The organism is Acidocella aminolytica 101 = DSM 11237 (assembly GCF_900129125.1).
GTDB classification, from domain to species: Bacteria; Pseudomonadota; Alphaproteobacteria; order Acetobacterales; family Acetobacteraceae; genus Acidocella; species Acidocella aminolytica.
Window position 1 is genome coordinate 17,405 of the sequence record NZ_FQVJ01000008.1, and the last position, 21,090, is coordinate 38,494.

Sequence of the window (21,090 nt, forward strand, 5' to 3'; positions counted from 1 at the left end):
CATCAGAGCCTCCGACCCGGAAAAAATCAATGCAGCTTGATTTGACGGTAAAACAGGCCAAAAGAACCGCATCATGACCCATCTGACGCTGTACAATACCCGCACCCGCGCCAAGGCGCCCTTCGTTCCGCTCGATCCGGCCAATGTGCGGGCCTATCTGTGCGGCCCCACCGTGTATGATCGCGCCCATATCGGCAATGCGCGCAATGTGGTGATTTTCGACGTATTGATCCGCCTGCTGCGTCGACTATACCCGAAAGTCACATATGTGCGGAACATTACGGACGTGGACGACAAAATTAACGTCCGCGCCAAGGAGCGCGGGGTCTCCATTGAGGAGGTCACCGCAGGGCCGATCCGCTGGTATCATGAGGATATGGGCGCACTCTACACCCTGCCGCCCGATATCGAGCCGCGCGCCACGGCGCACATCCCTGAGATCATCGAGATCATCAATAAGCTGATCCTGAACGGCCATGCTTATGAGGCCGAAGGGCACGTGCTGTTCTCCGTGTCCTCCGACCCGGAGTACGGCAAATTCTCCGGCCGCACGCTCGATGAGCTGATTGCCGGCGCGCGCGTGGATGTTGCGCCGTATAAGCGGGAAGCCGGGGATTTCGTGCTCTGGAAACCTTCCACGCCAGACCTGCCGGGCTGGGAGAGCCCCTGGGGGCGCGGGCGGCCGGGCTGGCATATTGAATGCTCGGCGATGTCCTGGCGCCATCTGGGCGAAAATTTCGACATTCACGGCGGCGGTGATGATTTGATCTTCCCGCACCATGAGAACGAGATTGCCCAAAGCTGCTGCGCCTTCCCCGGCTCGCATTTTGCCAATGTGTGGGTGCATAACCGCATGTTGCTGGTGAATGGCGAGAAGATGAGCAAGTCGCTCGGCAATTTTCTAGTGCTGCACGAGGTTCTTGAAAAAGCCCCCGGCGAGGCGGTGCGGCTGATGCTGATGCGCGCCCATTACCGGCAGACGCTGGATTTCTCCGATGCCGGGCTGATGGAAGCGCGTAAGGAGTTGGACCGTTTCTACCGCGCGCTGGAGTTGCATCATGGCGTGGAGCCCGCCAAGACCGTACCGGAGGAGGTGATGGACCCGTTGCTGGATGACCTGAACACCCCCGGTGCCCTGGCCGGGCTGCACGCGCTGGCGGATCAGGCCATTGCGGGCGATGCCCAGGCGGCGGCGGAGATGCGCGCGGCGGGCGACGTGTTGGGGCTGTTGAACATGACGCCGGAGGTGTGGTTTGCGGGCGGGATTGATGACGCGGTGAAAGCGTTGGCTGAAAGCCGCGTGGCCGCGCGCAAGGCAAAGGATTTCGCGGAATCCGACCGCATCCGCGATCTGCTACTGAAAGATCATGGTGTCATCATCGAGGATGGCCTAGGCGGTACCTACAAACTCAGGAAGGCCTGAGATGACCGGGCGCAATGGCGGGGCGGAACTGACCCCGATTGATCCTTCGCCGGTGGTGATTCTGGTGCGTCCGCAAATGGCCGAGAATATCGGCGCGGTGGCGAGGGCCATGGGTAATGGTGGGTTGTTTCATTTACGTATCGTCGCCCCGCGCGATGGCTGGCCGCTGCCACGTGCCTGGATCACCGGCTCCGGTGCGCATCGCATCCTGGATAATGCCGGGGTTTTTGAAACCGTGGCGGCGGCGGTGGCGGATCTGCACCGGGTGTTTGCCACTTGTCCGCGTCCGCGCCATATCATCAAGCCCGTGCTCACCGCGCGCGGCGGGGCGAATGAAATTGTCGCGGCAGGGGCAAGAGGTTTGAAAATCGGCATTCTCTTCGGGCCAGAGCGCACGGGGCTGGATAATGACGACATCGCCCATGCGGACAGCCTGATCCGTTACGACCTAAACCCGGACTTCATGTCCCTCAACCTCGCCCAGGCGGTGATGGTGATGGGGTATGAATGGTGGCTGGCCCGCAACCCGGAGCAGCCGCCGCGTGAATTGCAGGTGAACGAAACCGCCCCCGCTACAAAAGGTGAGCTGGATAATTTCATGGTGCATCTCATCCGAGCCTGTGATGAAAGCGGATTTTTACGCAATGAGCAGAAGCGCCCCGGCATGGTACGTAATCTCCGGCATTTCTTCCAACGCGGCGAAGTAACGCGCCAGGAGCTGAACACACTGCACGGGGTGATTACGGAATTGGTGCGCGGGCCACGCTAAAGGCAGGCCATCACAGGCGGGCAGACGGCCTTCTTTTTTCCCGAAATGATCATAATGGGCTTTCCCATTGGGAAAATTCCCGTTCTGTACAGCAGCGGCAATATTCGGGTAGCGGGCCAGATAGGGTTTCTCAGAGAAGGGAAGCTGGCTGGCAATATCCTCCGGCGATGTCTGCGGTGGATGGTCGAGCCAAAAGGCGAAGGATTGAGCGACCATTTTCTGTCCCGATTCTTTTGCGTCAGGTTCAGGAAAAGCTGGAAAACGCAGGGCTTTCTGGTTAGCGCCTTGTTTTTAATCTGACTGCCGTCGTGGAGGAGGTTCGCATGCCAAATAAAAACAACGCCTTTTTGAGCTGAGGATTTTCTGCCGGTGAGCTGCCGCCAGGTAATATCCAGGTCGATGTAGCATTCCCATGTGGGCTTTTCGTCGTCGCTCGCATGGTAGCTTCCATCTTTAAATTTCATAGGCTCAATCAATTGACTTGCTGGAAAATATTCTAGCTGCCCGGCATCTTCATGCGTATCTTCAAGCGCACCCCATGCGGCAATGAGATGTTTTTGGGCGCGCTGCGTCATGTATAATGAATCGATATGCAGCCCCTGCGCGCTGTCTTTCGCGAAATAAAGGCTGTTGCAAAGGGCAGGGGCAAATTCCAGAAGCGTCCGCAGAATTGTGACCAGCTTTTTATCCAGCGTCAAAGCGCGGATTGCTGTTTGTTACATATACGAATCATTGATCTTGGTGCGGTTGCTATGGACAATATCTGGCGGTAGCAGGCCAAGAACCGAGTGCGCTCCAGTCTCCAGATCATCTACAACCACGTTCAGCGGGCTTGCGGATTTCACCTAGTCCACTGTTTTTTGGGCGGTGTCGATTAAATCATCGCTAAAGAAACGGGGCAGGACCAAAAAGCCATTTAGTTCAAAGGAAGCTTTTGCGGATATCAGCTGATTCTCGCTTAGCTTGGCGGCTTTATTCAGAAAGCCAACCTCTTTGACGTCTGTTTCAAGGGGGAGGATGAATTGATAACAGATCGAAAAAGCATAGGGAACGCTAAAAGCATTTCCCGGCTTGCCAGCCCGTCAACGCCTTCCCATATCTCTGCCGTTCAGGAGACAATCAGCATGAAATACAAGCAGCTTGGCCGCACAGGCCTTTATGTGTCTGAAATTTGCCTTGGCACCATGACCTTTGGTGGCAATGAGGATGCGGGCTTCTGGAAGGCCATTGGCCAGCTTCGTCAGGCGGAGGTGGATGCCATTATCGCCCGCGCACTGGAGGCCGGGGTGAATTTCATAGACACGGCGGATGTCTATTCCATGGGACAGTCCGAGCGGCTGGTGGGGCAGGCGCTCAAAAATCTGGGCGTGAAGCGCAAGGACGTGGTGCTGGCCACCAAGGTTTACGGCGAGGTCGGCCCCGGCCCGAATGACCGCGGCGCCTCACGAGGGCATATCATGGATGGCGTGAAAGCGAGCCTGGAGCGGTTGCAGACCGACCATATTGACCTCTACCAGATCCACGGCAACGATACGATCACCCCCATCGACGAAACGCTGCGCGCGCTGGATGACCTCGTAAGCCAAGGGCTGGTGCGGTATGTCGGCGTGTCCAACTGGGCGGCGTGGAAAATCGCCAAGGCGCTAGGCCTGTCCGAGGCCAAGGGCTATGCGCGGTTCGAGACGTTGCAGGCTTATTACTCCATCGCCGGGCGTGACCTAGAACGTGAGCTGGTGCCGTTGATGAATGAGGAAAAGCTCGGACTGATGGTCTGGTCGCCGCTGGCGGGTGGGTATCTCTCCGGCAAATACGGCCCGGGGGGCGAAAAAGCGAATGATTCACGGCGCCTGACCTTCGATTTCCCGCCGGTGAATCTCGAACGCGCGGATGCCTGCATCACCGCGATGCGTGAGGTGGGGGCGGCGCATGGTGTGTCCGTGGCGCGGGTTGCACTAGCTTGGCTACTGGCGAAACCGCATGTCACCAGTGTGATCATCGGCGCCAAGAACACCGCGCAGCTCGATGATAATCTGGCCGCGGCGGAACTGCTGCTCTCGCCAGAGGACATCGCAAAGCTGGATGAGGTGAGTGAATTGCCGGCGGAATATCCGGGCTGGATGCTCACGCGACAATCGCGCAACCGCGTGCCTGGGCCATTTGAGAAAGAGTAAGATGTTTCAAATGGTGGCTCTTTTTAAAGGAGCCACCATTTTTAAAGCTTTTTTTAAAGCCGCCGCAGCACGAACACTTCCGCCAGCGAAGCCTCAATTGCCTCCCCATGCGCTACATCACGCGCTTCGATCATCACCTCAAGCTGCGCATCCTGTACCGAGGGGCTGGAGAACAGGCGGTGATGCGAGACTTCCAGAATATTCCCGCCAAGTTCGCCAATGCGTTTGGAGACCTCAGCCAGCATCCCCGGCCGGTCCGGCATTTCCAGCACCAGTCGCAGCATACGGCCATCGCGCAGCAAGCAGCGCATCAGCGTGTTGGCCAGAATACGTGGGTCGATATTCGCGCCGCAGATGGAAATTCCCACCTTTTTGCCCCGGAAATGCTCGGGGAAGCTCAGCACGGCGGCAAGACTGGCAGCACCAGCACCTTCCGTGACCTGCTTGGCGTTTTCCACAAACGCGTCGATGGCGCTTTCCACCGCGTGCTCAGTGACAACCAGCATCGGCACATCCAGCGCCTTCATCACGGCAAGCGGGCGTTGGCCAATATCGCGCACTGCAATACCCTCCGCGATGGTCGGCCCGCCTACTTTAATCTCCTGGCCTGAGAGAGCCTGGGCGAAGGCGGCGTAATGCTCCACCTCCACACCATAAACCTTGCATTCAGGCCGCAGATGCCGCGCTACCACGGCGCTGCCCGCAATTAGCCCGCCGCCACCCGTGGCAACTACAAGCGCGTCCAGGTCCGGCACGTCCTGGAACATTTCCAACGCCATGGTGCCCTGGCCCGCCATTACCGCCGGGTCGTCATAGGGGTGGATGAAAAACAGCCCCTCGTCTTTCTCCAGCCGGCTGGCCTCGGCGGCGGCTTCGGCCAGCGTGTCGCCATGCAGCACCACATGCGCGCCCCAGCTTGCCGTGCGGGTCACCTTGGTGGCCGGAGTGTGGCGGGGCATGACGATGGTGGCCTTAATCCCCGCCAGCATGGCGTGGCGGGCCACTGCCTGGGCGTGGTTTCCGGCCGACATCGCCACCACGCCGCGCTTGCGCTCGGCATCCGTCAGCAACGCGATTCGGTTGGCCGCCCCGCGCTCCTTAAAAGCGCCAGTGGATTGAAGGTGGTCGAGCTTCACATAAAGCTCGGCCCCGGTAAGGCGGGAGAGCCCCTCCATCCGCAGAAACGGGGAGCGCAGCACCGCGCCCTGGATCCGCTTGGACGCGGCCAGGACATCATCGTAAGTGATCATCTCACACGAAGCTGATTTTCAGGATTTCGTAAGACCGGTCACCGCCCGGCGCGGGAACGGACACAGTGTCCCCCACACGCTTGGAAATCAGCGCCTTGGCCAGCGGCGAAGTCACGGAGAGCTTGCTCTGCTTGATATCCGCCTCATACAGCCCGACAATCTGGTAGGTGGCTTCCTGGTCGGTATCTTCATCCACCAGCAGCACGGTCGCGCCGAACTTCACTGTTTCACCGGAAAGCGCGGTGGGGTCGATCACCTCAACGGCGGATACAATTTCTTCCAGCTCTGAAATCCGGCCTTCAATGAAGGACTGGCGTTCGCGCGCGGCATGATATTCGGCGTTCTCTGAGAGGTCGCCATGGGCGCGCGCCTCGGCGATGGCACGAATGATCGCCGGACGCTCAAGAGACTTGAGATTCCGCAATTCTTCTTCGAGCGCCGCGAGACCAGCCGCGGTCATGGGAAATTTCTGCACTGCATCTCCTCAAGGGCGCGCTATGGCCCCCGATGGGGTTAAAAGTTACGCAAAACACCGCCGCCGGCGCGGACACGCCGCCGGAGGGGTCAGAAAGATTGGTGAAAGTACGACTGAAGCGGCGCAACTTCAAGAGTGCGGGACATCAGGGCCGAAATGGCATGTGCCGCCGCCCTTGCCCCCGCGATAGTGGTGAAGTTGGGCACGCCATGGGTCAGGGCCGAGCGCCGGATATCAAACGAGTCGGCGACGGACTGCGCGCCAGACGCGGTATTGATGATCAGTTGCACATCGTTGGAGCGGATGGCATCCACGCAATGGGGGCGGCCTTCCAGGACCTTATTGATGCGCTTCACTTCAATACCGGCCTCGGTCAGGAACTTGGCGGTACCGCCGGTGGCCAGGATGGTAAAGCCTAACTCCGTCAGCCGCCGTGCCACGGGCAGGATGGCGGGCTTGTCAGCATCCTTTACCGAGACGAAGGCCGTGCCGTTCAGCGGCAGATGCACGCCAGCCCCCATCTGCGCTTTGGCGAAGGCACGGGCGAAGTTGGTATCCAGTCCCATCACCTCGCCGGTGGATTTCATCTCGGGCCCGAGCAGCGTGTCCACATTCGGGAACCGGCCGAAGGGGAACACGGCTTCCTTCACCGCCACGTGACGCGGCGGCACGGAATCATCGAGGTTGAAGCTGGCCAACTTCTCACCCGCCATCACCAGCGCGCCAATCTTGGCTACCGGTACGCCGGTTGCCTTCGCCACGAAGGGCACGGTGCGTGAAGCACGGGGGTTCACTTCCAGCACATAGATCGTGTCGTTTTGGATGGCGTACTGCACATTCATCAGCCCCACCACGCCAAGCGCCTTGGCCATTGCCACTGTCTCGGCCCGCAACTCTGCGACAATGGCCGGAGAGAGCGAGTAAGGCGGCAGGGAGCAGGCGCTGTCACCGGAATGGATGCCTGCTTCTTCGATATGTTCCATCACGCCCGCCACATACACGTCCGTGCCGTCGCAGATACAGTCCACATCGACTTCCAGCGCCTCGTTCAGATAGCGGTCGATCAGCACCGGGTTGTCGCCGGAGACACGCACGGCCTCGCGCATATAGCGCTCGAGCCCGGTGCGGTCATACACAATTTCCATGGCCCGGCCGCCCAGCACGTAAGAGGGGCGGATGATCACGGGATAGCCAATCCGCTCGGCGATCGCCTCCGCCTGCTCGGTGGAGCGGGCGATGCCGTTATCCGGCTGGCGCAGGCTGAGCTTCTTCAGCAGGTCCTGGAACCGCTCGCGGTCCTCCGCCAGATCGATCGCATCCGCTGAGGTGCCGAGGATGGGGATGCCTGCCGCTTCCAGTGCCAAAGACAGCTTCAGTGGCGTCTGCCCGCCATATTGCACAATGCAGCCTAGCAGCGTGCCCTTCTCCTGCTCCTTCCGCAGAAGGGAGATCACGTCCTCCGCGAAGAGCGGCTCGAAATACAGCCGGTCGGAGGTATCGTAATCGGTAGAGACGGTCTCCGGGTTACAGTTGACCATGATTGTCTCATACCCGGCCTCGCGCAGCGCATAGGCGGCATGGACGCAGCAATAATCAAACTCGATCCCCTGGCCGATGCGGTTTGGCCCGCCGCCCAGGATCACCACCTTTCGCTTGTCCGAAACCTCCGCCTCGTCCAGCGGGGTGCCGTAAGAGCCCTCATAGGTCGAGTACATATAAGAGGTTGCGGAAGCGAACTCACCCGCGCAGGTGTCGATTCGCTTATAGGCCGGGGTTACATCCAGCTTCAGCCGCGCGGCCGTCACCGCGCTGTCCTTCTGGCCGGAGAGTTGGGCGAGGCGCTTATCGGTAAAGCCCATGGCCTTGAGGCGGCGGAAGCCGAACGCATCGCGCGGCAGACCGTTGGCCTTTACCTCGTTCTCGGCCTGGATGATGCCCTGCATCTGGCGTAGGAACCAGGGGTCAAACTTGCAGGCGGAATGTACGTCCTCAACCGAAAGCCCGGCGCGCAACGCCTGGGCCGCCATCAGCAGCCGGTCTGGGCGCGGGGTGGAGAGCGCGGCGCGGAACGCGTCGATCCCGCCATCTCCGGGGGCGGGCATTTCGTCCAGCCCGGACAGCCCAGTCTCCAGGGAGCGCAGGCCTTTCTGCAAAGCCTCCTGGAAATTCCGGCCAATCGCCATGGCCTCACCCACGGATTTCATGGAGGTGGAGAGCAAAGCCGGGGTTCCGGGGAATTTCTCGAAGGTGAAACGGGGGATCTTGATGACGACGTAATCAATCACCGGCTCGAAAGAGGCAGGTGTCGCCTTGGTGATATCGTTCTGCAGCTCATCCAGCGTGTAACCCACGGCCAGCTTCGCCGCCACCTTGGCGATGGGGAAGCCCGTGGCCTTGGAGGCTAGCGCCGAGGAGCGTGAGACGCGCGGGTTCATCTCGATGACCACCATGCGGCCATCTTCCGGGTTAATGCCGAACTGCACGTTGGAGCCGCCGGTTTCCACGCCAATGCGGCGCAGGCAGGCGATGCTGGCATCGCGCATGATCTGGTATTCTTTGTCGGTGAGCGTCAGCGCCGGGGCGACGGTCACGGAATCGCCTGTATGCACGCCCATCGGATCAATATTCTCGATGGCGCAGATGATGATGCAGTTATCCGCCTTGTCGCGGACAACCTCCATCTCATATTCCTTCCAACCGAGCACGGATTCTTCGACCAGCACCTCATTGGTCGGCGAAGCCTCAATGCCGCCCATGCAGATTTCGAAGAATTCCTCACGGTTATAGGCAATGCCGCCACCCGTGCCGCCAAGCGTGAAGCTAGGGCGGATCACGGCAGGCAGGCCCACCTGTTCCAGCGCCGCCGTGGCTTCCTCGCGGTTATGGGCAATGGCCGAACGCGGGCCATACACGCCAATCTCCGCCATCGCGTCGCGGAATTTCAAACGGTCCTCGGCGCGGTCAATCACCTCGGCATTCGCACCGATCAGCTCTACGCCCAGCCTTTCCAGCACACCGGACTTGGCGAGGCTCATTGCCGTGTTCAGCGCGGTCTGCCCGCCCATGGTCGGCAGCAGCGCATCCGGCTTCTCTTTGACGATGATCTTTTCAACCATCTCCGGGGTAATCGGCTCTATATAGGTAGCATCCGCCAGCGACGGATCGGTCATGATCGTCGCTGGGTTGGAGTTCACCAGAATGACGCGGTAGCCTTCCTCACGCAGCGCCTTGCAGGCCTGCGCGCCGGAATAGTCGAACTCGCACGCCTGGCCGATGACAATCGGCCCGGCGCCGATGATCATGATGGATTTGATGTCTGTGCGTTTGGGCATGGTGATGTCCTGAAATTGTTTCGCAGGGCGCTGCCCCGCACAAACCGGGGCCTGTTGGCCCCGGACCCAAATAAATAAGCGGGCCTCAGCCCATCAGCTCGACAAAACGCTTGAACAAATAAGCGCTGTCGCTCGGTCCTGGGGAGGCTTCCGGGTGGTACTGCACGGAGAACACTTTTTTCTCCTTCGCCTGGATGCCTTCGTTCGAGCCATCGAACAGCGAGACATGCGTCACCTCCACGCCTTTCGGCAGGGATTTCTCATCCACCGCGAATCCGTGATTTTGCGAGGTGATTTCCACCTTGCCGGTGGTCAGATCCTTCACCGGCTGGTTGGCGCCGCGGTGTCCGCGTTCCAGCTTATAGGTCTTGCCGCCCAGGGCCGTCGCTAAAAGTTGGTGGCCGAGGCAGATGCCGAAAATCGGCACGCCCGCCGCCATCACGCCTTGGATGGCGGGCACGGCGTAAGTAGCCGTCGCCGCCGGGTCGCCGGGGCCGTTGGAGAGAAACACGCCATCGGGTTTGTGGCGCAGAATATCCTCGGCGCTGGAGGTGGCGGGCACCACCGTCACATGGCAGCCGGCGGAGGCCAGCGAGCGGAGAATATTGCGCTTGGCCCCGAAATCCACCGCGACTACACGCTTGCCGCCATTGGTTTCCGCAAAGCCGTTTTCCCAGCTCCAGGTGCCATCCGTCCAGTTGTACGGCTGAGTGCAGGAGACATCCTTGGCCAGATCCAGCCCTTCCAGCCCGGCCCAGTCGGCGGCCTGCTTGGCCAGCGCCTTCAGGTCGAACTTGCCGTCCTCGGGGAAGCTCAGCACCGCATTCGGCGCGCCAAGATCACGGATGCGCAGGGTCAGCGCCCGTGTATCTACGCCTGAAATGCCAGGAATGTTCATGTTCTTCAGCCAACTGCCCAGGTCATTCGTGGCGCGGTAGTTGGAAGGGGCGGTGAAATCCTCTTTCGTCACCAGCCCGCGCGCGAAAATCTGCGGGGCCTCCATATCTTCCTTGTTCGTGCCCACATTCCCAATATGCGGGAAGGTGAAGGTGACAATCTGCCCAGCGAAGGAGGGATCGGTCAGCGTCTCCTGATAACCGGTCATGCCGGTGGAGAAGCACAGCTCAGACGGCTTGGTGGTGGCAAAAGCGCCAAAGCCCCGGCCCCAGAACACGCTGCCATCCGCCAGCACCAGGGCGGCGGTCGCCCCCGGCGGCACCTCTGCGCTTTCGGCTACGCCTGAAAAATCTTCCCATGCCAAGCCGGTTGCGGCCATAATGGCTGGCCAATGGCGCGGCGGGATAGACCCGGCGCTGCGCCATTTGCGGACGGCTTCGGGGGAGACGCCGGTCAGTTGAGCGGCGGCCTCGTTGCCGCCGAGGCGGCGCAGGATTTCTTCGATGGGCGTGTGCATGGTATCTTCTTTAGCGGAATTTTACTCCGGCCTCAATCAAACTATATGGGAGGCGGAAATTTTTTCCGGAATGGAGAGTTGATAGTGAGCCTACGTGAAAAACTGACTGCCGCCGTGAAGGAATCGATGCTCGCCCGCAATGCGGAGCGCACCTCGACCCTGCGCATGATCCAGGCCAAGCTGAAGGACACAGACATTGCCGCCCGCCCGAAAGGCGTGGATCAGATCCCAGATGAGGAAATTCTGGCCATGCTGCGGTCCATGATCAAATCTCGTCGGGATTCCGTGGCATTGTACCTCCAGGGCGGGCGCGAGGAGCTGGCAGCGAAGGAGGAGCACGAGATTGCCGTGATCTCCGAATTTCTGCCCCAGACGCTGGAAGGCGCGGCGCTTGAGGCCGCGATTCAGGACGCCATCGCCGCCACCGGCGCCACCAGCGCGAAGGAAATGGGCAAGGTCATCGGCGCACTGAAGGCCAAGCACGGCGCGGCGCTGGATATGAGCGTGGCCTCCGCCGCGGTGAAAGCGGCTTTGGCTGGCTAAATGGCGCTTCCGGCGAATTTTCTCGATGAGTTGAGGGCACGCACCCCGATCGCCGCAGTGATCGGGCGGAGCGTGAAGCTGTCCCGTTCCAGCCGCGACTGGAAGGGCTGCTGCCCCTTTCATGGTGAAAAGACGCCGTCTTTTTATGTATATGACGACCATTACCATTGCTTCGGCTGCGGCGAGCATGGGGATGTTATCACCTTCGTGATGAAAACCACCGGCGCCTCCTTCATGGAGGCGGTGGAAGACCTGGCCGCCCAGGCCGGGCTGGACGTGCCCAAACCCAGCCCCCAGGCCGCCCAGGCCGAAGCCCGCCGCGCCAGCCTGTCCGAAGTGCTGGAAGCCGCCTTGAAGGAGTACCAGCTCTGGCTCTGGGGGCAGGAGGGCCGCGCGGCGCTGGACTATCTGCGCCGGCGCGGGCTGGCTGACGACACCATCCGCAGGTTCCAGCTTGGCTGGTCGGGCGAGGGCAGGGGCCAGCTGGCCGCCGCCTTGCGGGGCCACAACATCATGCCGGACCAATTGATTGAAGCCGGGCTGATGAAGCAGGGTGAGCGCGGATCTGCGGATATGTTTTTCGGCCGGGTGATGTTCCCCATCCGCGACCGGCGCGGGGCGTTGATCTCCTTCGGCGGGCGCATCATGGGCGATGGTCAGCCCAAATATGTCAACGGCCCGGAAACCGCGCTCTTTTCCAAACGCCGCTCGCTTTACGGCCTCAATCTGGCGCGCGAGGCTGTACGCAAGGGCGCGCGGATGATCGTGGTTGAGGGCTATATGGATGTCATTGCCCTGTCCCAGGCCGGGTTCGGCGGCGCGGTGGCCCCGCTCGGCACCTCCTTGACCGAGGAGCATCTGGAGGAAATCTGGAAGCTGACGCCCGAACCGGTCATTTGCTTCGATGGCGATATGGCGGGCCAGCGCGCGGCGTTGAAAACCGCCGAGCTAGCGCTGACCCAGCTCACCCCTGAAAAATCCCTGAAGCTCCTGCGCCTGCCCCCCAAGGACGACCCGGACAGCCTTATCAAGCGCGGCGGCAAGCAGGCGTTCGAGGCGGAACTGGTCAAGGCCCAGCCGCTCTCGGCAGTGTTGTTCGACATGCTGAAGGCCGGGCAGGACCTCGCCACCCCTGAAGGCCGTGCGCGCTTCCGCCAGCGCCTCACGGACGCCGCCAACTCCATCCCGGACAAGATGCTGGCGGGCGAATACCGCACCGCGTTGATGGATAGTTTTTTTGCCGGCCGGCAGCGCCCAGCGGCGGGGCGCGGCTTTGCCAAAGGCCGCTTTACTCCCAGCCCGCCGCCCGTGCTCTTGCCGCCGCGCTCCGCCCCGGACCCCTCCGCCGCTCAGGTTCGCCGCGCCCGGTTGATGCTGGCTATCCTGCTGGCGTTTCCGGCGCTGATCCCGGAAGTTGAGGAGGCTTTTGCCCGCGTCACCCTGCCGGATGTGGACGAGCCTTTGCGTGAAGCGCTGCATGGCTTCGTTTCCCAAGCTAAAACCCTTGACAGCGCCTCGCTGTTCACCCATCTCGGCAGCCTCGGGTTGGGTGAGCAGGCGCGCGCATTGCAAACGCAGGCGAATGTCGAGTTTCGCTTGGCCCAGGATGCGAGCCCGGCGGAGGCCGTCCGGAACTGGTGGAGCTTGTATGAATTGATGGATTTCAGCATCGACATGTTGCGCATGCAGCGTGACGAAGCCCAGGCTTTTTGGCTCGCCAACCCGCAAGACCGCGCCGCCTGTGACCGGTTGATCCGTTACAACCAGCTTTTGGAGCGCGCCCGCTCCGGCGCTGCAGGGGTAGAAGAATTCTGACTCAAAATTCGCCTGATTATTGCCTACCTATTGACTTGTAAAATATACGAGCCGCTTACACCGGAGACCTGATCTGACCATGGCCACCAAGCCGACCGCCACAACGGAAACCGCCGCCCCCGAGGCCGAGGCCGACGCGAACGTCCTGGACACGCAATCCGGCGCCGTCAAGCGTCTGATCGCCAAGGGCAAGGAGCGCGGCTACATCACCTTTGATGAGCTGAACGCCGTCCTGCCCGCCGAGCAGAATTCCTCGGAACAGATCGAAGACATCATGGCGATGCTCAATGAAATGGGCATCCAGGTGGTCGAGTCCGAGGAGAACGAGGAGGCTGAGACCGCCGCCGCGCCCAAGGAAGAGGCCAACGAGGAAGAAGAGCAGGCGGGCAATGTCTCCGAAGCCTCCGTCAGCCGCACGGACGACCCGGTGCGCATGTATCTGCGCGAGATGGGCACGGTGGAACTGCTCTCCCGCGAGGGCGAAATCGCCATCGCCAAGCGCATCGAGGCCGGGCGGGACATGATGATCCGGGGCTTGTGCGAAAGCCCGCTCACCTTCCGCGCCATCATCGCTTGGCACGAGGCCCTGAATAATGGCCGCGTGCTGCTGCGCGACGTGATCGACCTGGAAGCCATGCAGAACGGCGCTGAGCCGACCGATGACAGCTTCGAGAACGAAAACGAGAATAACGAGGAGTTGGATGAGGACGAGGACGGCGAAGGTGCTGGCATGTCCCTCTCCGCTTTGGAAGAGAAGCTGAAGCCCGAAATCTTCCAGAATTTCGACGAGATCGAGAAGCTCTACGACAAGCTCTCGAAGATGCAGACCAAGCGTATCGAGACCCTGACAGCTGGCGAGGATGTGAATGCCCGCAACGAGAAGGCCTACGAAAAGCTGCGCGATGAGTTGGTGGCCAAGGTTGAGCAGGTGCGGCTGCATAATAACCGCATCGAGGAGTTGGTCGCTCAGCTCAAAGTGCTCAACCAGCGCCTGAACGGCCTGGAAGGCCAACTTCTGCGTCTGGCTGAAAGCACCAAGGTCAGCCGTGATGACTTCCTAGCTCACTATCGCGGCAACGAGATGGACCCGAATTGGCTGGCCCAGATGGCCGAGCTGCCGGGCAAGGGCTGGAAGGAGTTTGTGCGTAAGCACGAAACCCAGGCCAATGAGCTGCGCACGCAAATCGGCCGCGTGGCCTCCGAGGCCGGGCTGCCGATTGAAGAGTTCCGCCGCGTCTACATGACCGTCTCGCGCGGCGAGCGCGACAGCACCCGTGCCAAGAAAGAGATGATCGAGGCCAATCTGCGTCTCGTGATCTCTATCGCCAAGAAATACACCAATCGCGGCCTGCAATTCCTGGATCTCATTCAGGAAGGCAATATCGGCCTCATGAAGGCGGTGGATAAGTTCGAGTACCGCCGTGGCTACAAGTTCAGCACCTATGCGACCTGGTGGATCCGTCAGGCCATCACCCGCTCCATCGCTGATCAGGCCCGCACCATCCGTATTCCGGTGCATATGATCGAGACGATCAACAAGCTGGTGCGCACCTCCCGCCAGATGCTGCACGAAATCGGCCGTGAGCCGACGCCCGAGGAACTGGCCGAAAAGCTGGGTATGCCGCTGGAGAAAGTGCGAAAAGTGCTCAAAATCGCCAAGGAGCCCATCTCCCTCGAAACGCCGATCGGTGACGAGGAAGACAGCCATCTGGGCGATTTCATCGAGGACAAGGCCGCGATTATCCCGCTAGATGCAGCGGTACACGCCAATCTGCGCGAGGCCGCAACCCGCGTGCTTTCCTCCCTTACCCCGCGTGAGGAACGCGTGCTGCGCATGCGCTTTGGCATCGGCATGAACACCGATCACACGCTGGAAGAGGTGGGGCAGCAATTCAACGTCACGCGTGAGCGTATCCGTCAGATCGAGGCGAAGGCGCTGCGCAAGCTGAAGCATCCCTCGCGCAGCCGCAAGCTGCGCAGCTTCCTGGATGACTGATCAACGGTTCCGGGCGCGTCCGCTTTCCGCCAAATGGGGCGCGGCCAAAGCATCTGCACTTTAAGGCCGGGGGAGGAATGCCTGAGATCTTAGATTACGCACGTCCTGCCCCTGGCGAGCCGACTGAGCGGGCTATCGTCACGGTCGTGTTCCTGCGCATGATGAGCCGCCCCCAGCGCGCGCCGGCCACATTGCCGCCGGGTGTCACCGTTACGCGGGAGAGCCTGAACCTCGCCGCTTACCGCGGGCTTTACGATGAAATCGGCCACCCCTGGCTCTGGTGGCTGCGCCGGGTGATGCCGGACCATCTACTGGAAAAGCACCTCGCCAGCAGCACCGTCTCGCTGCACATGCTGCGGGTGGATGGCGAACTGGCTGGGTTTTATGAGCTTGATGCCGGGCATTGGCCATATGTGAACCTTAATTATTTCGGATTGAGGGAGCGCTTCATTGGGCACGGGCTGGGCAAGCCGTTTCTGGATCACGCGGTGGATACGGTGTTTGAAGGCGCCACCGCCCTGCGCGGCATGAGCGTGAACACCTGCAATGCCGACCATCCGCGCGCCTTGCCTAACTACATCGCGGCGGGTTTCACGGAGTATCGCCGTGGCCAGGAGGAATGGGACATCCCCGTGCGGCTGGGCTTCACCATCCCCGACCATCTCCGTGGCTGAACCGCCTGGGATTCTCTTTCAGGACAATCGCGCCCTGGTGGTGAATAAACCCGCCGGGCTGCCAGCTTATCCCGGCCGTGCGGGTGGGACGTCGGTTGAAGATTTTTTCCCATCCTGGCGGCGGGGCAAAACCGGCCCCTGGCTGGCGCACCGTCTGGACCAGGATACGGCGGGCTGCCTGCTGATTGCACGCCGGAAAACATTTCTGCTGGAGGCCCAGGCGCTGATGGCGGCGGGCGGGGCGGAAAAGCTCTATTGGGCCATTCTGCGCGGCATACCGTCGGCGGAGGCGGGCGAGATCAACGCCCCTCTGGCCAAACTCACCGAGGGGCGGCGCTGGCGCATGGCGGTTTCAGCCCAGGGCGCACCGGCGCGCACGTTCTGGCGGGTGCTGGGGGCGCACGCGGGCAATGCGCTGGTGGAATTCAAGCTGCTCACCGGCCGCACCCACCAAATCCGCGCCCATGCCGCGCATCTGGGACATCCGGTGCTGGCGGATCCGGTTTATGGCGGCGGTCCGGGGCCTATGTGTCTCCTGGCCCGGCATCTGGCCCTGCCGCTTGCGCCGCCGGTTGCCGCCACCGCCCCGCCGCCGCCGCATATGTCAGCTTTCGTGGAAACTTGTCTTGGAACGGTCTGAATTCGAGCCCGGCCAATATGTCCGCCATCCGCAACGGCCGGATTGGGGGCTGGGGCAGGTGCAAAGCGCCATCGGCCACCGGGTGACGGTGAATTTCGAGCATGCGGGAAAAATTCTCTTGGATACCAGCGTGGTCATGCTGGAACCCACCGAACCGGATTAAACCCGCTCCCCACGTGCACGGGATTTATAAGATTGCAAAAACGCCGGCCCGGTCCGAAATAGAGCGTCATGATCGACCCCTTTGGCCGCACAATCTCTTATCTACGCGTTTCGGTAACAGACCGGTGCGACTTCCGTTGCGTCTATTGCATGGCAGAGGACATGACCTTTCTGCCGAAAGCCGATCTGCTCTCGCTTGAGGAGATAGAACGGCTTTGCGCCGCCTTCATTCGGCTGGGGGTTAAAAAGCTGCGCCTGACCGGCGGCGAGCCGCTGGTGCGGCGCAATGTGATGAGCCTGATCGAAGGGCTGAGCCAATATCTCGGCAATGGGCTGGAGGAGCTGACCCTCACCACCAACGGCTCCCAGCTTGCCAAGCACGCCCAAGGGCTGGCGGCGGCGGGGGTCAAACGCATCAATGTCAGCCTGGACACACTGGACGACGCCAAATTCGCCCGCGTCACCCGCTGGGGGCGACTGGCGCAGGTTCTGGCGGGCATTGAGGCCGCGCAGGCGGCGGGGCTGGCGATTAAGATCAACATGGTCGCGCTAAAGGGCGTGAATGATGAAGAGTTCGATACCATGCTGCGCTGGTGCGGGCGCGAAGGGTTGGATCTCTGCCTGATCGAAACCATGCCGATGGGCGAGGTAACGCATCGGGAGGAAACGCATCTGCCACTGATCAAAGTCCAGGCGGACCTCGCCGGGCGCTGGACGTTGCATTCCAGTGACTACGCCACGGGCGGCCCGGCGCGTTATGTCACGGTCGGGGAAACCGGACGGCGGCTGGGCTTCATTACCCCGCTCAGCCATAATTTCTGCGAATCCTGCAACCGCGTGCGGCTCACCTGCACCGGCACGCTTTATATGTGCCTGGGGCAGGAGGACGCGGTGGATCTACGTAAACCCCTGCGTGCCAGCCAGGACGACACGGCACTGGATGCCGCGATTCACCGGGGCATTGCCGCCAAGCCCAAAGGGCATGATTTCGTTATTGGCCGGGTGGCGGTGCCGCGCCACATGTCTGTGACGGGGGGGTAGCGTCCCCAGGATCGGCGCACAGCCCGGCCAGAAAAATCGTCACCGCGCGTTTAATCCGCTCTTCCAGCGCCTTGGCGCTGGGGGAGGCGCGGAAACCGGACAGCGCACTGAAATGAAACTCCCCCAGCGCCATGCCAAACAGCATGGCGGCCAGTTCCCGCGCTTCCGTCCGGTTGGCGCCATGCGTCAACGCCATGTCCAGCAGGCAGTGTTCCAGATGCGCCTTGGCCTTGCGCACGCGGTTTACGAGAAACGCCCGGCTGAAATCCGGGCTGTGGGCATATTCTGTAATCACCAGCCGGGTGATGGCAAGCTGCGTCGGGTCGAACAAAAACTGCGCTAAGCTGGTCAGATGCGCCTGCAACGTGTCAGCCAGGCTCCAGCCCGGTTCCGGTTCAGGAAAGCGCAGCATGGACTGCCGATGGGCCAGCAACTCGGCAAATAATTCCGCCTTTGAATTGACCAGCGTATAAACCGTGCGTTTGGACATGCCAGCCTGCCGGGCAATGTCCGCCATGGTGGCGTCGTGATAACCCTTGGCCAGAAAGACGGTCTCCGCGGCGGCAATCAACTCCTCCAGGCGAGGCGGAGGCGTGTGGGGGGAACCCTCTTGTTTCATGACAGGCTTATAAGGCCGGGCTGTGGAAACCGCAAAGTTTTCATTAAGAGTTTACGGCATAAAATATGAAGCTTGACGTATAACGCAAAGGCTTTTAGCTGGCTATATGAAACCCGTTGGTTTCCGCTCCTGGGCGTCTCTTATGGCTTTGGCCGTGGCTCTGTCGAGCTGCGCCGTGGGGCCGAACTATCATCGCCCAGCGCCACCCAAGGTCAGCCTCACCCCCAACCCACTGCCCGGTGCAACCGTCAAGGCTGATGGCGTGGCCCAGCATTTCCAGATCGGCGCGGACATCACTGGGGATTGGTGGCATCTCTATCGCTCTCCCCAGCTTGATGCGTTGATTGCGGGTGCATTGCGGAACAATCCCAGCCTCAAGGCCGCCCAGGCCACGCTGCTGGAGGCGCGCGAGAATGTGCGCGCCGCGCAAGGCGGGCTGCTGCCCACGCTCTCCGCCTCGGCGGGCATCCAGCGAGACAAAAATTCCACCGCCGGCATAGCCGCCTTCGGCTCAACCGGCAAAACCTCAATCCCCGCTTACACGCTGCACAGCACCTCTCTGTCCATTTCTTACGCGTTGGACGTGTTCGGCGGGGAGCGGCGGCAGATTGAGAACATCGCCGCGCAGGCGGATTATCAGCGCTGGCAGCTAGAAGCCTCTTATCTCACCCTGACCTCCAATATCGTCACGGCGGCGGTGAACGAGGCATCGCTGAACGGGCAGATAGAGGCCACGCGCAAGCTCATTGCCGATGAACGCAAGCTGCTGACCATTCTCCAGGAGCAGGTGCGCCTGGGGGGCGTGGCGCAGGCGCAGGTCTTGCAACAGCAGGCCACACTGGCCCAGCAGGAAGCCACCTTGCCGCCCTTGCAGGCGCAACTGGCACAGGCACAGAACCAACTGGCCGCTTATGCCGGGCGGTTCCCCGGCAATTTCCATCTCAGCAGCTTCACGCTGAAAGACCTTACACTCCCCAAGGACATTCCGGTCAGCCTGCCATCGGCCATCGTCGCGCAGCGCCCGGATATCCAGGCAGCAGCCGCGCAGCTGCATGAAGCCTCGGCCAATGTCGGCGTGGCGGACGCGAACATGCTGCCGCAAATCACACTATCCGCTCAGTTGGGGCGTGAGGCGATTTCCACCAGCAGCCTGTTCACACCTCAAACCCTGCTGTGGAATCTTGTGGCCAGCGCTACCCAGCCGCTCTTTGAAGGCGGCACGCTAGAGGCCCAGCGCAAGGCGGCCCTGGCGGCTTTGCAGGCATCGGGTGAGCAATATCAATCCACGGTGATTTCAGCCTTCCAGAATGTCGCGGACGCGCTCTCCGCTCTGGAATATGACGCTTCCACCCTGGCGGCGGCGCAGGCGGCCAGCCGCGCGGCGGTGCACAGCCTCCAGGTGACAGAGGCACAATACCGGCTGGGTGGCCAGCCTTTCTCCGCCGTGCTGACGGCGGAGGTTACGTATCAGACCGCGCTGATCGCGGAGGTGAAGGCCCGTGCCGCGCGGCTTTCAGACACGGCGGCACTCTATCAGGCGCTGGGTGGCGGCTGGTGGCACCGGCAGGACGTGGCGGTGCAATGCTGCGGGGTAATTCCATGAGGGATGGCGGAGAATGAGCCAGTCAGGCAAGACCGCGAAACGTATGGTGATCATGCTGATCATTGTCCTGGTGATTTTCGCCGGGCTGTTCGGCTGGGGTATGCTTCGCTCTTTCTTCATCGAGAAATTCCTCAAGAGCTTCGCCAATCAGGTGCAGACCGTCGCCACCATCAAGGCGCAGGAAACGCCCTGGCAGCCATTGGTCAAATCCGTCGGTTCGCTCACGGCCATTAACGGCGCCTCGCTCTCAGCCGAGGTCGCAGGCATTGTCGATACCATCAATTTCCAGTCCGGCCAGGACGTGGAAAAAGGCGACGTGCTGCTCACCCTGCGCCCGAATAACGACCCCGCCGTGCTGGCTCAGCTGGAGGCACAGGCCCGGCTGGATGCCATCACCTACACCCGTGATCAGAAGCAGTTTGCGGTGGATGCCGTCTCCAAGGCGCAACTGGATACCGACCGCGCCAATCTGGACGCCGCCAATGCCCAGGTGGCCGCGCAAAAGGCGCTGATGGCCGAGAAAGTGGTGCGCGCGCCTTTTTCGGGCCGGCTTGGCATCCGTCAGGTGGATCTGGGTGAATATCTCCAGCCGGGCACGGCCATCGTGACGCTGGAACAGCTCGACCCGCTCTTCGTGGATTTCTACCTGCCGCAGCAGGAGGTCGCGCGGCTGCATGTGGGGCAGGTGGTAGATGTCGGGGTGGATGCCGACCCGGGGCAGATCTACAAAGCCAAGATCACCGCCATCGGCGCTACGGTGGACAGCTCCACCCGCTCCATCGCCGTGCGGGCGATACTGCATAATCCAAGCCTGCAATTACGGCCCGGCATGTTCACCACCGTGTCTGTGGAAACCGGCGCCCCTCAAGAGGCCGTCACCCTGCCGCAAACCGCCATCAGCTATAATTCCTACGGCGACACGGTTTATCTGGTCATGCACGGCAAGGACGCGGAGGGCCATGAGGCGCTCTCCGCCAAGCAAGTGTTCGTGACACTGGGGGCTACGCGCGGCGATCAGGTGCAGGTGCTCACCGGCGTGAAACCGGGTGAGGAGGTTGTCACCGCCGGGCAGGTGAAGCTGCATAACGGTTCCCCCGTGGCAGTGAACAACAGCATCCAGCCGAGCAATAACCCCAATCCCAACCCGCCGAACGAGTGAGGCG

General features: G+C 61.4%; 18 protein-coding genes. 12 read left to right on the top strand and 6 right to left on the bottom strand.

Going from position 1 to position 21,090, the window contains the following annotated elements; all coding sequences use genetic code 11:
- Nucleotides 1-73 precede the first annotated feature (73 nt).
- A complete protein-coding gene (gene cysS, locus BUB54_RS05955) occupies nt 74-1,423 on the top strand; it encodes a cysteine--tRNA ligase (protein WP_048877223.1) in 1,350 nt (449 codons plus the stop codon).
- A 1-nt stretch (nt 1,424) separates the two neighbouring features.
- A complete protein-coding gene (locus BUB54_RS05960; RefSeq protein ID WP_048877224.1) occupies nt 1,425-2,192 on the top strand; it encodes an RNA methyltransferase in 768 nt (255 codons plus the stop codon).
- On the opposite strand, the gene BUB54_RS05965 is transcribed toward BUB54_RS05960, so the two are convergent.
- Nucleotides 2,189-2,890, bottom strand: a complete 702-nt coding sequence (locus BUB54_RS05965; RefSeq protein ID WP_048877225.1) for a phytanoyl-CoA dioxygenase family protein — start codon at nt 2,888-2,890, stop codon at nt 2,189-2,191. The two genes, BUB54_RS05960 and BUB54_RS05965, sit on opposite strands and share 4 nt — an antisense overlap.
- Before the next feature lie 426 nt (nt 2,891-3,316).
- Here BUB54_RS05965 and BUB54_RS05970 point away from each other — a divergent pair, with 426 nt between their 5' ends.
- Nucleotides 3,317-4,363, top strand: a complete 1,047-nt coding sequence (locus BUB54_RS05970; RefSeq protein ID WP_048877226.1) for an aldo/keto reductase — start codon at nt 3,317-3,319, stop codon at nt 4,361-4,363.
- Between the two features lie 53 nt (nt 4,364-4,416).
- Here BUB54_RS05970 and BUB54_RS05975 read toward each other — a convergent pair whose 3' ends face one another.
- From BUB54_RS05975 to carA, 4 genes are all read right to left on the bottom strand, one after another.
- The gene (locus tag BUB54_RS05975; RefSeq protein ID WP_048877227.1) at nt 4,417-5,613 is read right to left on the bottom strand and encodes a threonine ammonia-lyase; all 1,197 of its coding nucleotides are present in this window, start codon (nt 5,611-5,613) and stop codon (nt 4,417-4,419) included.
- 1 nt (nt 5,614) lies between these two features.
- Nucleotides 5,615-6,088 carry a transcription elongation factor GreA gene (greA, locus tag BUB54_RS05980; RefSeq protein ID WP_048877228.1) on the bottom strand — a complete coding sequence of 158 codons (474 nt, stop codon included), beginning with the start codon at nt 6,086-6,088 and terminating at the stop codon, nt 5,615-5,617.
- A gap of 89 nt (nt 6,089-6,177) precedes the next feature.
- On the bottom strand, nt 6,178-9,420 hold the full coding sequence (gene carB, locus BUB54_RS05985) for a carbamoyl-phosphate synthase large subunit (RefSeq protein WP_048877229.1): 3,243 nt from the start codon (nt 9,418-9,420) through the stop codon (nt 6,178-6,180).
- A gap of 85 nt (nt 9,421-9,505) precedes the next feature.
- Nucleotides 9,506-10,834: a glutamine-hydrolyzing carbamoyl-phosphate synthase small subunit gene (gene carA, locus BUB54_RS05990; RefSeq protein ID WP_048877230.1), complete on the bottom strand. Its 1,329-nt coding sequence runs from the start codon at nt 10,832-10,834 to the stop codon at nt 9,506-9,508.
- A gap of 84 nt (nt 10,835-10,918) precedes the next feature.
- Here carA and BUB54_RS05995 point away from each other — a divergent pair, with 84 nt between their 5' ends.
- The 7 genes from BUB54_RS05995 (at nt 10,919) to moaA (ending at nt 17,705) form a co-directional block, all read left to right on the top strand.
- Entirely contained in the window at nt 10,919-11,377 is a 459-nt protein-coding gene (locus tag BUB54_RS05995; RefSeq protein WP_175556471.1) for a GatB/YqeY domain-containing protein, read from the top strand.
- The gene (gene dnaG, locus BUB54_RS06000; protein WP_048877231.1) at nt 11,378-13,192 is read left to right on the top strand and encodes a DNA primase; all 1,815 of its coding nucleotides are present in this window, start codon (nt 11,378-11,380) and stop codon (nt 13,190-13,192) included.
- A 79-nt stretch (nt 13,193-13,271) separates the two neighbouring features.
- Entirely contained in the window at nt 13,272-15,188 is a 1,917-nt protein-coding gene (gene rpoD, locus BUB54_RS06005; RefSeq protein WP_048877232.1) for an RNA polymerase sigma factor RpoD, read from the top strand.
- 77 nt (nt 15,189-15,265) lie between these two features.
- Complete coding sequence (locus BUB54_RS06010; RefSeq protein WP_175556472.1) at nt 15,266-15,862, top strand: GNAT family N-acetyltransferase; 597 nt, start codon at nt 15,266-15,268, stop codon at nt 15,860-15,862.
- Entirely contained in the window at nt 15,855-16,502 is a 648-nt protein-coding gene (locus BUB54_RS06015; RefSeq protein ID WP_241869279.1) for an RluA family pseudouridine synthase, read from the top strand. Before BUB54_RS06010 ends, BUB54_RS06015 begins: the two co-directional genes overlap by 8 nt.
- A complete protein-coding gene (locus BUB54_RS21410) occupies nt 16,489-16,665 on the top strand; it encodes a DUF3553 domain-containing protein (protein WP_241869280.1) in 177 nt (58 codons plus the stop codon). The genes BUB54_RS06015 and BUB54_RS21410 overlap by 14 nt, the downstream gene beginning before the upstream one ends.
- Before the next feature lie 68 nt (nt 16,666-16,733).
- The gene (gene moaA, locus BUB54_RS06025) at nt 16,734-17,705 is read left to right on the top strand and encodes a GTP 3',8-cyclase MoaA (RefSeq protein WP_048877233.1); all 972 of its coding nucleotides are present in this window, start codon (nt 16,734-16,736) and stop codon (nt 17,703-17,705) included.
- Here moaA and BUB54_RS06030 read toward each other — a convergent pair.
- Nucleotides 17,656-18,324 carry a TetR/AcrR family transcriptional regulator gene (locus BUB54_RS06030; RefSeq protein WP_082075549.1) on the bottom strand — a complete coding sequence of 223 codons (669 nt, stop codon included), beginning with the start codon at nt 18,322-18,324 and terminating at the stop codon, nt 17,656-17,658. The two genes, moaA and BUB54_RS06030, sit on opposite strands and share 50 nt — an antisense overlap.
- Before the next feature lie 106 nt (nt 18,325-18,430).
- On the opposite strand from BUB54_RS06030, the gene BUB54_RS06035 reads away from it, so the two are divergent.
- Nucleotides 18,431-19,927 carry an efflux transporter outer membrane subunit gene (locus BUB54_RS06035; protein WP_048877235.1) on the top strand — a complete coding sequence of 499 codons (1,497 nt, stop codon included), beginning with the start codon at nt 18,431-18,433 and terminating at the stop codon, nt 19,925-19,927.
- A gap of 13 nt (nt 19,928-19,940) precedes the next feature.
- Nucleotides 19,941-21,086 carry an efflux RND transporter periplasmic adaptor subunit gene (locus tag BUB54_RS06040; RefSeq protein ID WP_048877236.1) on the top strand — a complete coding sequence of 382 codons (1,146 nt, stop codon included), beginning with the start codon at nt 19,941-19,943 and terminating at the stop codon, nt 21,084-21,086.
- Nucleotides 21,087-21,090: the final 4 nt, after the last annotated feature.